Annotated in this window: 14 protein-coding genes; 12 read left to right on the top strand and 2 right to left on the bottom strand. The window is 66.0% G+C overall.

The genetic code is table 11. The features are described 5' to 3' along the window. Window positions 1-182: 182 nt before the first annotated feature. Window positions 183-1,040 carry a sulfurtransferase gene (locus OGL92_RS01165; protein WP_263139145.1) on the bottom strand — a complete coding sequence of 286 codons (858 nt, stop codon included), beginning with the start codon at window positions 1,038-1,040 and terminating at the stop codon, window positions 183-185. Window positions 1,041-1,252: 212 nt separating this feature from the next. Further along, a complete protein-coding gene (locus OGL92_RS01170) occupies window positions 1,253-1,678 on the bottom strand; it encodes an HPF/RaiA family ribosome-associated protein (RefSeq protein WP_263139148.1) in 426 nt (141 codons plus the stop codon). A gap of 181 nt (window positions 1,679-1,859) precedes the next feature. Between OGL92_RS01170 and rnd the strand changes: the two genes are divergently transcribed. The 12 genes from rnd (at window position 1,860) to flgG (ending at window position 12,599) form a co-directional block, all read left to right on the top strand. Beyond that, window positions 1,860-2,987: a ribonuclease D gene (gene rnd, locus OGL92_RS01175; protein ID WP_263139151.1), complete on the top strand. Its 1,128-nt coding sequence runs from the start codon at window positions 1,860-1,862 to the stop codon at window positions 2,985-2,987. After that, window positions 2,984-3,277: a YcgL domain-containing protein gene (locus OGL92_RS01180; protein ID WP_263139152.1), complete on the top strand. Its 294-nt coding sequence runs from the start codon at window positions 2,984-2,986 to the stop codon at window positions 3,275-3,277. Before rnd ends, OGL92_RS01180 begins: the two co-directional genes overlap by 4 nt. Further along, window positions 3,277-4,209: a D-2-hydroxyacid dehydrogenase gene (locus tag OGL92_RS01185; protein WP_263139155.1), complete on the top strand. Its 933-nt coding sequence runs from the start codon at window positions 3,277-3,279 to the stop codon at window positions 4,207-4,209. Before OGL92_RS01180 ends, OGL92_RS01185 begins: the two co-directional genes overlap by 1 nt. Before the next feature lie 78 nt (window positions 4,210-4,287). Continuing rightward, window positions 4,288-4,737 carry a YcgN family cysteine cluster protein gene (locus tag OGL92_RS01190; protein WP_263139157.1) on the top strand — a complete coding sequence of 150 codons (450 nt, stop codon included), beginning with the start codon at window positions 4,288-4,290 and terminating at the stop codon, window positions 4,735-4,737. Window positions 4,738-4,846: 109 nt separating this feature from the next. After that, window positions 4,847-6,073 carry a hypothetical protein gene (locus OGL92_RS01195; protein ID WP_263139587.1) on the top strand — a complete coding sequence of 409 codons (1,227 nt, stop codon included), beginning with the start codon at window positions 4,847-4,849 and terminating at the stop codon, window positions 6,071-6,073. A 142-nt stretch (window positions 6,074-6,215) separates the two neighbouring features. Continuing rightward, window positions 6,216-7,658: a PLP-dependent aminotransferase family protein gene (locus tag OGL92_RS01200; protein WP_263139159.1), complete on the top strand. Its 1,443-nt coding sequence runs from the start codon at window positions 6,216-6,218 to the stop codon at window positions 7,656-7,658. Between the two features lie 242 nt (window positions 7,659-7,900). After that, window positions 7,901-8,308, top strand: coding sequence for a flagellar basal body rod protein FlgB (flgB, locus tag OGL92_RS01205; RefSeq protein ID WP_263139162.1), 408 nt, complete (start codon window positions 7,901-7,903; stop codon window positions 8,306-8,308). A gap of 15 nt (window positions 8,309-8,323) precedes the next feature. Beyond that, window positions 8,324-8,767: a flagellar basal body rod protein FlgC gene (gene flgC, locus OGL92_RS01210; protein ID WP_263139164.1), complete on the top strand. Its 444-nt coding sequence runs from the start codon at window positions 8,324-8,326 to the stop codon at window positions 8,765-8,767. Window positions 8,768-8,782: 15 nt separating this feature from the next. Beyond that, entirely contained in the window at window positions 8,783-9,475 is a 693-nt protein-coding gene (gene flgD / locus OGL92_RS01215; RefSeq protein ID WP_263139168.1) for a flagellar hook assembly protein FlgD, read from the top strand. A gap of 31 nt (window positions 9,476-9,506) precedes the next feature. After that, window positions 9,507-10,811 carry a flagellar hook protein FlgE gene (gene flgE, locus OGL92_RS01220; protein ID WP_263139173.1) on the top strand — a complete coding sequence of 435 codons (1,305 nt, stop codon included), beginning with the start codon at window positions 9,507-9,509 and terminating at the stop codon, window positions 10,809-10,811. Window positions 10,812-11,028: 217 nt separating this feature from the next. Then, window positions 11,029-11,766, top strand: coding sequence for a flagellar basal-body rod protein FlgF (gene flgF, locus OGL92_RS01225; protein ID WP_263139176.1), 738 nt, complete (start codon window positions 11,029-11,031; stop codon window positions 11,764-11,766). A 47-nt stretch (window positions 11,767-11,813) separates the two neighbouring features. Continuing rightward, window positions 11,814-12,599 carry a flagellar basal-body rod protein FlgG gene (flgG, locus tag OGL92_RS01230; RefSeq protein ID WP_263139180.1) on the top strand — a complete coding sequence of 262 codons (786 nt, stop codon included), beginning with the start codon at window positions 11,814-11,816 and terminating at the stop codon, window positions 12,597-12,599. Window positions 12,600-12,622 lie beyond the last annotated feature (23 nt).

Consider the following 12,622-nt stretch of genomic DNA (forward strand, 5'->3'; position numbering starts at 1 on the left):
TCGCATCATTCGGCCGACGCGAGACCCCATCGAAAGCGGCGCTTAGCCGCTTAAGTTGAAGCATAGTGAGAACGCTGCGAGGTAAAGGCCTGTTTTTAAATCGATTCAGGCCTGGCCGATAAGGGCTTATGTCGCTTGGCGATTAACCGGCCGCGTTCAACCGCGAAAGACGCTGTCGGCGCTCATCGGTCGCCCTTGGCCACCGGGCGCCTCGGGTCGGTGATCCACTCGCTCCAGGAGCCGGCATACAGCGGCGCCAGGGGATAACCGGCGAGGCCGAGCGCGAACAGGTTATGGCAGGCCGTGACGCCCGAACCGCAATAGGCCACCAGTTCCTCGACGGGCCGATCCTCCAGCAGGGCCTCGAAGCGTTCGCGCAGCGCCTCGGTGGGGAGGAAGCGCCCGTCGGCTCCCAGGTTGTCGGTGAAGGCGGCACAGCGCGCGCCGGGGATATGCCCGGCGACCGGATCGATGGGCTCTACCTCGCCACGGAAGCGCGGTAGTGCTCTGGCATCGAGCAGGGTCAGCTCGGGGTTTTCCAGGCGCCGTCCCAGGTCGGCGGCCTCGATCACCAGGCGGGCGTCCGCCTGGCCCTGGAAAGTCCCCATCGCCGGGGGAGGACACGCCGTTTCCAGGGGCAGGCCGGCGTCGCGCCAGGCTTTCAGGCCCCCGTCGAGCAGGTACACCCCATCGCGTTTGCCCAGCCAGGCCAGCAACCACCAGGCGCGGGCGGCGAAGGCGCCGGGACCGTCGTCATAGAGCACCACCTCGCTGTCGGGGTCGATCCCCCAGTCCCGCAGGCGTTGCGACAGGACGTCCGGGTCCGGCAGCGGATGGCGCCCGCTGACGCCGGGGCGAACCGGGCCGGACAGGTCCCGTTCCAGGTCGGCGAACCGCGCGCCGGGGATGTGCCCTTCGGCGTAGACGCGCGCGCCGTAGGCCGGATCGTCCAGGGCGAAACGGCAATCGAGGACGATCCATCCCGGCCGTTGAAGGCGGGTCTGCAGGGCAGCGGGGTCGAGCAAGCGGGCGAGCGACATGGAGACTCCTGGGGCTGGGGATACGGGCGTATGCGGGTACGGCGCCATGGCCCATGGTGCCGGATGGACGATGGTCGTGACCAGATGCCGCCAGGGCAGGGGGACGAAGCTGCGCAGGAGCGCAAGTCGACACGCGCAGCGGCAGGTGCGAGGACGGTAGAAAAAAGGGGGCGTGTGGCGGGGAATGGCGCGGCGAACCGCGCCATGGGGGATCAGACGCGCAGAGCCTGTTCCCTTTCGAGGAATTCGTCTTGCAGCATCGCGTCCTGGCTTTCGCCTTCTTCCTGGGGTTCGGCGGAGACCTCTTCGAGGTGGCCGGTCAGGCGCTTGGCCTGCAGCTTGCCGAACAGGTGCTCGAGGGCATGGGAAAGTTTTTCCGCCGCGCCTTCCACCGCGAGGTCGATCGATTCCGCCTTATGGGTCACGGAAACCGGCTGGTGCCCCTTGGGCCGTGCTTCCAGCTGGCAGCGTTTATCCTGCGGGCCGGACTTCTGCCCGTTTTCGTCGTTGAGATGGACCTCGATGCGGGTCAGTTGATCGTCGAAACGCTCCAGGCGTTCTTCCAGGGTGGCGCGCACCCAAGCTTCCAGGCGGATGCCGCCTTCGATGTGTTTGTCGCTGTTGACCTGAATTTGCATGGTCTTTCCTCGTGTGACATGCCTATGCATACGACGGGGATCCCTCCAGGCAGTTCAGGCGAAACGCGTCGCGCTGATTTCCGCTTGTTTCAGCCAGGCTTCGAACACCGCCGCGAGCCTGGGGAGGGCGGTGAGCGGCGAGGGCGATATATACTGCCGGGCATTATTCGAGGAGCCGCCCGTGACTATCGACATCCACTGGATTCGTGACGATGAAAGCCTGGCACGCCAGTGCGACGAATGGAAAAGGCTGCCCTACGTGGCGCTGGACACCGAGTTCATGCGCGTCGACACCTTCTATCCCATCGCCGCGTTGCTGCAGGTCTGCGATGGCCAGCGCGTCTACCTGATCGATCCCCTCGCCATCCAGGTGTGGACTCCCCTCGCCGAGGTGCTGGAAAACCCGGCGGTGGTCAAGGTGCTGCACGCGTGCAGCGAAGACCTCGAAGTCTTCCAGCGCCTGCTGGGCAGCCTGCCGACGCCATTGTTCGACACCCAGCTGGCGGCCGCCTATCTCAACATCGGTTTCTCCATGGGGTACTCGCGTCTGGTGCAGGAGGTGCTCGGCATCGAGCTGCCCAAGGGCGAGACGCGCTCGGACTGGTTGCAGCGGCCGCTCAGCGACATGCAGGTCCGCTATGCCGCCGAGGACGCCCAGCACCTGGCCGAGGTGTACCGGGAACTGGATGCCCGCCTCAGCGCGGAGAAACGCGCCTGGTTGCTGGAGGACGGCGCCGAACTGGTGGCCAACCTGCGTCGCGAGGTCGATCCGCAGACTCTGTACCGCGACGCCAAGCTGGGCTGGAAGCTCACCCCCCAGCAGCTCGCCGTGCTGCGCGCGCTGTACGCCTGGCGCGAACGCGAGGCGCGCGTGCGCGATCAACCGCGCAACCGTATCCTGCGCGAGCATTCGCTGTGGCCGCTGGCGCGTTTCCAGCCGGATAACCCGGTGAGCCTGGCGCGCATCGAGGACATGCACCCGAAGACCGTGCGCCAGGATGGCGAGACCATCATTCGGTTGATCCGCGAGGCTGCGGCGAGCGAGGCGCAGACCTGGCCGGCGCCCCTGCCCGAGCCGTTGCCGGTGGAGGCGGCGACCCTGCTCAAGGCGCTGCGGGCCATCGGCCAGGCCGAGGCGGAGCGCTTGCAGATCGCCCCGGAACTCATGCTGCGCAAGAAAACCCTCGAGGCCTTGCTGCGTACCGGTTACCCCGACGGCCCCTACAGCCTGCCGGACTCGCTGCGCGGCTGGCGGCGCGAACGCATGGGCCAGGCGCTGCTCGACGCTTTGCTCAAGGAAACCCCATGAAACGTATCTGCTCCATCTATCGCAGTCCGCTCAAGCGCGAGATGTACCTCTACGTGTTGAAGGCCGATGCCCTGCGCCGCGTGCCCGAGGGCCTGTTGGCCGCCTTCGGCGCGCCGCAGCACGCCTTCGATCTGGTGCTCAGCGAAGAACGCGCCCTGGCCCGCGAAGATATCCACAAGGTGCTGGAGAACCTCGACCGGCAAGGCTTCCATCTGCAGATGCCGCCCGCCGAGGAGGAGTACATCCAGCACCTTCCCGAAGAACTGCTGCGCATGAACGACCCGCTCTGATGAACGTACTGATCGCCGAACGCTACCACGCCGACTACAGCCGCCTGCTGCGCGACGCCCTCCCCGGGCTGCGGCTGTGCAGCGGCGAGGATCCCGAGGAACTGAGCGCCATGGCGCCGGACTTTCCCATCTGGTTCGGCCAGCCCGACCTGCTCGCCAGCCTGTTGCGCAGCGGCGCGCGGCCGCGCTGGGCGCAGTCCACCTGGGCCGGGATCGCGCCCTTGCTGGCGGCGGACTTGCCGCGGGACTACCGGGTCAGTCGCTCGGTCGGGGTGTTCGGCCAGGTGATGGCGGAATACGCCCTGACCTACGTCCTGGCCCACGAGCGCCAACTGCTGTCACGCTTGGCCAGCCAGGTGGAACGGCGCTGGGACAACCGCCAGCCGCCGTCCCTGGGCGGACGCCGGATGCTGATCGTCGGCGTCGGCGAGATCGGCCAGAGCGTCGCCACCTACCTGGCGCCCTTCGGTATCCACCTCACCGGCATCGCCCGGCGACCGCGGCCGTTGCCGGGGTTCGCCGAGGTCGGCGGAATCGCCGACCTGCCACGCCTGGCGGTGGAGGCGGACTACCTGCTCAACCTGTTGCCGGACACCCCCCAGACCCGCGACCTCTACGACGCCGCGCTGTTCGCCCGGATGTGCCCGACCGCGCTGTTCATCAACGCCGGACGCGGCACCTCGGTGGTGGACGCCGACCTGATCGCGGCCCTGGAAGCGGGGCAGCTTGCCGGGGCGGTGCTGGATGTCTGCCGGGTCGAGCCGCTGCCTGCCGGCGATCCGCTGTGGACCGCGCCGCGCCTGCTGCTCACCGGGCACAGCGCGGCACCGACCCTGCGCGAGCCGGTGGCGCAGCTGTTCCTGGAGAACCTCGCGCGCTTCCAGGGCGGCGAGCCCCTGCGCGGCGAACTGGACTTCCAGCGCGGTTATTGAGCACGCCTCGTCCGCCCAGGCTTGGCCCACCGCTGCGGCGCGACTAGACTGTCGCGCCCATCGCCTGCCGACACCCCCATGGCCGCCAAAGTCGAACCCTTCTGGAAGCGCAAGACCCTCGCCCAACTCGATCTGGAAGAGTGGGAGTCGCTGTGCGACGGCTGTGGTCTGTGCTGCCTGCAAAAGCTCGAGGACGAGGAAGACGGCGCCGTGTACTACACCCGGGTGGCGTGCAAGCTGCTGGACCTGAACACCTGCCGCTGCAGCGACTATCCGAATCGCCAGCGCTCGGTGCCCGACTGCATCCAGCTGACGCCGGCCCAGGCTGACGAATTCCAGTGGCTGCCGCCCACCTGCGGCTATCGCCTGGTCAGCGAGCAGAAGGACCTACCGCCCTGGCATCCGCTGGTCTGCGGCGATTCACAGGGCGTGCACAAGGCGGGCATTTCCCAGGCCGGCCGCATGCTCAGCGAAAACGCCGTGGCCGAGGACGACTGGGAGGATTACATGATCTTCCGCGCCGGCTGAGGCGCCGTCCCTCCGGTCGCGCGGTTTTTCGGTCATCGCGTGGATCGCCCGCCGGCCCTTCGGGTCATATCCACACCGCGCCATCCCCGTACAAAAGGAACCGTCCGTGATTTCGATCCGTCCGCGCCTGCTCTTGTCCGCCACCGCCCTGCTGCTCAGCCTGCCCGCCTGGGCCAAGCGGATCGATGTGGATTACCACGTGCGCTTCCTGCCGCAGAGCGACCAGGCCGAGGTGAGCGTGACCCTCGAGGAGGGTAAGGCGATCGAGGATTTCCAGCTGGACCTGGGCGAGGAGGGTGCCTACAGCGACTTCAAGGGCGACGGTACCTGGACCCAGGACGCGCCGGCCCACGGCAGTTGGCGCCCGCCGGCGGGCAAGGCGCGGCTCAGCTACCGGGTGAAGGTCAGCCATCCGCGTGGCGACGGGCGTTTCGACGCCCGCATGACCCCGGACTGGGCCCTGCTGCGTGGCGACGATCTGGTGCCCAGCGCACGGGTCCAGGTCGGCGAGCGGGTCGAACTGGTCTCGCGCCTGGAATTCGAATTGCCCGACGGCTGGAAAGCGGTGGAAACCGGCTGGCCGCGCATCGGCAAGCATCGCTTCCGCATCGACAATCCCGAGCGGGTCTTCGACCGCCCGACCGGCTGGATCCTCGCCGGCAAGCTCGGCAGTCGGCGCACCCAGCTGGGCAATACCGAGGTCACCGTCAGCGCGCCGGTCGGCGAGGGCCTGCGGCGCATGGACATCCTCACCCTGCTGACCTTCGTCTGGCCCCATATACAGGCGGTGTTTCCCCGCGATCCGGCGAAACTGCTGGTGGTCGGCGCGGGCGATCCCATGTGGCGAGGCGGGCTTTCCGCGCCGAATTCCCTGTTCATCCACGCGGAACGGCCGTTGGTGAGCGAGAACGGCACCAGTTCCCTGGTGCATGAACTGGTCCACGTGTTCAGCCGCATCCGCGACACCGACGGCAGCGACTGGATCAGCGAGGGCGTCGCCGAGTACTACGCCATCGAACTGATGCGCCGCGCCGGCGGCCTCAGCGAGGACCGCTACCACAAGATCCGCAGCGACTTGAAGCGCTGGAGCAAGGACGTGAAGAGCCTGCGCGGCGAACGCAGCAGCGGCCCGACCACCGCCCGCGCGGTGCTGCTGTTGCAGGATCTGGACAAGGAAATCCGCAAGCGCAGCAACAAGCGCTACTCCCTGGACGACCTGGTGCGCGGCTTGATGCGCCTGGACAAGGTCAGCACCCAGGACCTGGTGCAAATCAGCGAGGACCTGATGGGCGGTACGTCCGACGTACTGGCCAGCAGCCTGCTGAAAGCCGGCTGAACCGGCGGCGTCCGCCGGGCGCCGCGCAACGCGAAGCGGCTGGCGCTTATCCGCGCTATCGCGGACAATCCCGAAACTGTACCGTAGGCCGGACGAACCGTCCCGCCGCTGTTTCGGTCCAGTTCGCCCGGGAGCCGTCCTCATGACTAATCTGTTGCTTTACCAACGCATTGCCTCGCAACTCGCCGACGATATCCGGCGCGGCGTCTACCAGCCGGGCGAGCGCGTGCCGTCGGTACGCAAGATGAGCGCGCAGCTCAACGTCAGTCATGCGACGGTGCTCCAGGCCTATGCGAACCTGGAGGACCAGGGCCTGATCCGCGCGCGCCCGCAATCCGGCTTCTACGTGCACCAGACCCCGGCGCTCACCGCCTCCACCCCGGATATCGCCCGGGTCGAGCGCCCCGGCATGGTCACCCGCGGCAGCATCATCCAGCAGATTCTCACCGCCACCCGTCGCGAAGGGGTGTTCGCCCTCGGCGCCGCGTCGCCCCACGTCGATTACCTGCCGGTGCGCGCGCTGCACCAGCAACTGGCCAAGGTCACCCGCTTCCACAGCCCGCGGGCGTTCAGCTACATGTTCAGCCCGGGCTTCGAGCCGTTGCGTCGCCAGGTGGCGATCCGCATGCGCGACGCCGGCGTGGTGGTAGACCCCTCGGAAGTGGTGGTCACCCACGGCTGCGTCGATGCGATCAACATGATCCTGCGGGTGGTGACGCGTCCCGGCGACCTGATCGCCACCGAGTCGCCGGCCTATTACGGGCTGCTGCAACTGGCGGACCTGCTGGGCCTGAAGGTCATCGAGATTCCCAGCGACCCCACCACCGGGATGAGCCTGGAAGCCCTGCAACTGGCGGCCCACCAGTGGCCGATCAAGGCGCTGGTGCTGACCGCGCGGTTGAGCAACCCGCTGGGCGGCAGCATTCCCGACGAGCGGCAGAAGCAGTTGTTGAAGCTCACCGCCGAACACAACATCCAGGTGGTCGAGGACGATATCTATGGCGAATTGATGTTCGACCAGGGCCCGGTGAAGGCGCTGAAGTCCAACGATCGCCACGGGCGGGTGGTGTATTGCTCGAGCTTCTCCAAGACCCTCTCGCCGGGCGTGCGCATCGGCTGGATCATCGCCGGCAAGTATCAGGAGGAGGTCCAGCGCCTGCAGACCTTCAGCACCCACTCCGCGTGCAGCGTCACCCAGATGGGGGTGGCCGCCTACCTGGAAAACGGCGGCTACGACCGTCACCTGCGTTACATCCGCCACGAGTATCGTAAGAACGTCACCGCCTACCAGTTGGCGGTGCAGCAGCATTTCCCCGAAGGCACCCAGATGACCCGGCCCAACGGCGGCTTCATCCTCTGGGTCAGCCTGCCGGCCAAGGTCAACACCAAGGACCTGCACCTGCGTGCCTTGCAGCAGGGTATCAGCGTGGCGCCGGGGCTCATCTTCAGCAACACCGAGCAGTTCAACCACTGCCTGCGACTGACCTGCGGCATTCCGTGGAACCGCGAGGCGGAGCGCGCCATCATGACCTTGGGCCTGCTCGCCAAGCAGCTCTGCCAGGACGTCGAACCCATCGGGCTCTGATCGAGCCGCCCCGGCGGATCTCCCAGGGCGGCACGCCGCCGGCTGCCTCGGTTCGCTTCGCCGGACCGCCCAAGCCTTGCCGCTGGCGTTGCCTCCAGGCGGAAAAGCCTTGCCGCCCGGCCTCGCTTTTCCCCGTCCTATTGGCTCAAGTGGTTGATTTTAAAGGCTTGTTTTAAATGGCATGAGCTTTGCTTTGGGTCTGGTACGCAACCAGGCAAGCCCTACGGCAAAGGTTCCTGACCATGAGCATCAGTTTCGCAAACGCCCTCGGCATCCACGAAAAAGCCCTCAGCTACCGCTCCCAGCGCGCCGAGGTCCTGTCGAACAACATCGCCAACGCCGATACGCCGAACTACAAGGCGCGCGACCTGGATTTCTCCGCCGTGATGCAGGCGCAGAACGAGAAGGCCGAGCAGGGGACCTTCAACCTGGCCGTGACCAATACCAAGCACATCGCCGCCGAAGGCCTGGGCTCGGAGGAGGGCGATCTGCTCTACCGCGTCCCCTTCCAGCCGTCGATCGACCAGAACACCGTCGATCCGCAGATCGAGCAGGCGCGCTATGCCGAGAACACCATCCAGTTCCAGGCCACCTTCACCCTTCTCGACGGCAAATTCAAAGGGCTGGTCAACGCCCTTCGCGGCGAATAACCCAGGAGCCCCGCCATGTCACTGTCCAGCGTATTCAACATTGCCGGTACCGGCATGAGTGCCCAGACCACCCGTCTGAACACCATCTCCAGCAACATCGCCAACGCCGAGACGGTTTCGTCCAGCGTCGACAAGACCTACCGCGCGCGTCACCCGGTGTTCGCCACCGTCTACCAGGGCGCGAACGCCAACGACAGCGGCTCGCTGTTCGCCGAGCAGGACCAGTCGGGCGCCGGGGTGCAGGTGCTGGGCATCGTCGAGGACCAGAGCTCGCTGATGCCGCGCTACGAGCCGAACCACCCGGCCGCGGATGCCAACGGTTACGTGTACTACCCGAACGTCAACGTGGTCGAGGAGATGGCCGACATGATCTCCGCGAGCCGGGCGTTCCAGACCAACACGGAACTGATGAACACCGCCAAACAAATGATGCAGAAAGTCCTGACCCTGGGTCAGTAAGGCCGGAGAACGACAATGGCAGACTCAACCGTAGGCGGCGTTTCCTCCGTCCTCGACCAGTACCAGCTCAAGGACAACAGCTCGAGCAAGGCCGGCACCGGCACCAGCGCGCTGGGCAAGGATCAGTTCCTGCAACTGCTGGTGACCCAGATGAACAACCAGAACCCGCTCGATCCCCAGGACAACAGTGAATTCGTCGCCCAGCTGGCGCAATTCAGCACCGTCGAGGGCATCGGCAACCTGAACACCAGCATGACCACGCTGCTCGCCAACACCCAGTCGTCCCAGGCCCTGCAGGCCTCGTCGCTGGTGGGGCGCAAGGTCATCGTCACCACCAACAAGGCGGTGCTCGACACTGGCGAGTCCCTGAAAGGCGCCATCAACCTGACCGGTGCCAGCAACAACGTCTACGTGAACGTCTACGACAGCACCGGCGCCCAGGTGAATCGGATCAACCTGGGCACGCAGCCCGCCGGTACCGTGAGCTTCACCTGGGACGGCAAGGATTCCAACGGCACGCAGACGCCGACGGGCACCTACACCTTCGAGGCACAAGCCACCATCGAGGGCCAGAACGTCGCGATGAGCACCAACCTGCCGGCCAACGTGGACAGCGTCACGCTCGGGCAGAACGGTGGGGAAATGACGCTCAATCTCGCCGGCCTCGGCAGCATCGCGCTGTCCAAGGTCCAGGTCATCGGTCAGTAACAGCCGCCCTCCGGCGCGCAGGAGTCATCTCATGTCGTTCAATATCGGGCTCAGCGGCATCAAGGCCGCTTCCAGCGACCTCAACATCACCGGCAACAACATCGCCAACGTCGGCACCGTCGGCTTCAAGCAGTCGCGCGGCGAGTTCCAGGACGTCTATTCCGCCTCGGTGCTCGGCACCGGCAAGAACCAGCAGGGCAGCGGCGTGCTGCTGGCCAACGTGGCGCAGTTGTTCAACCAGGGTTCGGTGAACGCCACCGACAACGCCCTGGACATGGCCATCAACGGCAACGGTTTCTTCGTCACCAGCAACAACGGTGCGATCTCCTATACCCGCGCCGGGTACTTCGGCACCGACAAGACCGGCTACGTGGTCGACAACAACGGCTATCGCCTGCAGGGTTACGCGGTCGACGCCAACGGCCAGTTGCAGAACGGCATCGTCACCGACCTGCGGGTGGAAAGCTCCAACCAGGCCCCGCGTGCCACCAGCACCGTGCAGGAAAAGGTCAACCTGAACTCCTCGATGGAGGTGCCGACCACCACGCCGTTCGACCCCACCGACCCGGCCACCTACAACAACTCCACCTCGGTGAAGCTGTACGACACCCAGGGCAACGAACACGCGATGACCCAGTACTTCGTCAAGACCGGGGCCAACACCTGGACGATGAACGTCCTGATCGATGGGCGCAATCCGTCCGACCCGACCACCACCACGCCGTATTCGGTGGGCATGAGCTTCACCTCCGCGGGCCTGTTGAACGTGCCGCTGACCTCCACCGATTTCACCGCCAACGCCGATGGCACGCTGAGCCTGACCAACTGGGTGCCGGCCATGTCGAACGGCGCCACGCCGCCGGTCTGGTCGGCCAACGGCGCGGCGGCGAACCCGGCCGGCATTTCCTTCGATCTGCGCGGCACCACGCAGTTTTCCAGCACTTTCGCGGTCAACAGCCAGTATCAGGACGGCTACACCACCGGCCAGCTGTCGAGCCTGGAAGTGGACGACGCCGGCAACGTCTTCGCCCGCTACACCAACGGCCAGTCGAAGATCCAGGGGCAAGTGGTGCTGGCCAGCTTCGCCAACACCCAGGGCCTCACACCCATCGGCAAGACCGCCTGGGTGCAGTCGTCCGAGTCCGGCGAGGCGGTCCTCGGCACGCCGCGTTCCGGCACCCTGGGCGCGTTGCAGGCGGGTTCCCTGGAAGGCTCGAACGTCGACCTGTCCAACGAACTGGTCAACCTGATCGTCGCCCAGCGCAACTACCAGGCCAACGCCAAGACCATCGAGACCGAGAACGCGGTCACCCAGACCATCATCAACCTGCGTTGATGGCCGCCATGCTGCCGTCCCGGCCGGGACGGCAAGCCGCTTGCCGGTGCCGGCAAACCTTCGCCGCCCGATCCTTCGAAAAGCCCCTTCCGGGCTTTTAGATTTTATAAAAGCCTTATTGAACAATGGGTTGCTTTCTGTTCAGGTAATTGGCACATCGCTTGCTTTATCCCTCTGTAGCGAGTGGCGGACGACAGAGATCCGTCTCGGAGGGACCATGGACAAGATGCTTTATGTGGCGATGACCGGCGCCAGCCAGAACACCCTGGCGCAGCGGGCGCATGCCAACAACCTGGCGAACATTTCCACCAGCGGTTTCCGGCGCGACTACGAACAGGCGCGCTCGATGCAGGTGTTCGGCGAGACCTTCCCCTCCCGCGTGTATGCCATGAGCGAGCGGCCGGCCACCGATTTCACCCCGGGTGCCTTGCAGGAAACCGGGCGCGACCTGGACGTCGCCGTCGAGGGCGCCGGCTGGATCGCCGTGCAGGCGCCGGATGGCAGCGAGGCCTACGTGCGCACCGGTAGCCTGCAGATCGATGCCCTCGGCATGCTGCGCACCGGCGACGGCTTGCCGGTCCTCGGCAATGCCGGGCCCATCGCGATTCCGCCGGACGAGAAGATCGACATCGGCCAGGACGGCACCATCAGCATCCGCGCCCTGGGCGAGGCGCCCAACGTGGTCGCCGAGGTGGATCGGCTCAAGCTGGTCAACCCCGACCCCAAGCAGATGGAAAAGCGCACCGACGGCTTGATCCACAAGAAGGGCGACGCGGCCGAGGTGGATGCCAACGTCCGGGTCACCTCGGGCTTCCTCGAGGCGAGTAACGTCAACGCGGTGGCGGAGATGACCTCCATCCTTTCGCTGTCCCGCCAGTTCGAGTTGCAAGTGAAGATGATGCGTACCGCGGAAGACGATGCCGCCGCCGTGGCGCGGGTCTTGCAGATCAGCTAATCAACAGTCGGGCGGCGCCATAAAGCCGGCGCCCCAGGAGAACCACCATGCTTCCTGCACTCTGGGTGAGTAAAACCGGTCTGTCCGCCCAGGACATGAACCTGACCACCATTTCCAACAACCTGGCCAACGTCTCGACCACCGGTTTCAAGCGCGACCGTGCCGAGTTCGAGGACCTGCTGTACCAGATCCACCGCCAGCCCGGCGCGCAGTCCACCCAGGACAGCCAGCTCCCCTCCGGCCTGCAACTGGGTACCGGTGTGCGCATCGTCGGCACCCAGAAGAACTTCAGCGAAGGCAGCCTGCAGACCACCGACCAGCCGCTGGACATGGCGGTCAACGGACGCGGCTTCTTCCAGGTCCTGCAACCGGACGGCACCGTCGCCTATACCCGCGACGGCAGCTTCCACCTGAATTCCGACGGCCAGATCGTCACGGCCAACGGCATGGCCCTGGAACCGGCCATCGTGGTGCCCGCGGATACCCTGACCTTCACCGTGGGCGAAGACGGCACCGTGTCCATCACCACCCAGGGCAACGTGCAGCCGCAGATCATCGGCAACCTGCAGACGGCCGACTTCATCAACCCCGCCGGTTTGCAGGCGATGGGCAAGAACCTGTTCCTCGAAACCGGCGCCAGCGGTGCGCCGCAGGTCGGCACCCCCGGCCTCAACGGCCTCGGCACCGTGGAACAGCGCACCCTGGAGAACTCCAACGTCAGCGTGGTCGAGGAGTTGGTGAACATGATCACCACCCAGCGCGCCTACGAGATGAACTCCAAGGTCATCTCCACCGCCGACCAGATGCTGTCTTTCGTTACCCAGAACCTCTGATCCGGCGCCCCTGAGGGCCCGGC

Source organism: Pseudomonas sp. RIT-PI-AD, assembly GCF_025642785.1.
Lineage (GTDB): Bacteria > Pseudomonadota > Gammaproteobacteria > Pseudomonadales > Pseudomonadaceae > Pseudomonas_T.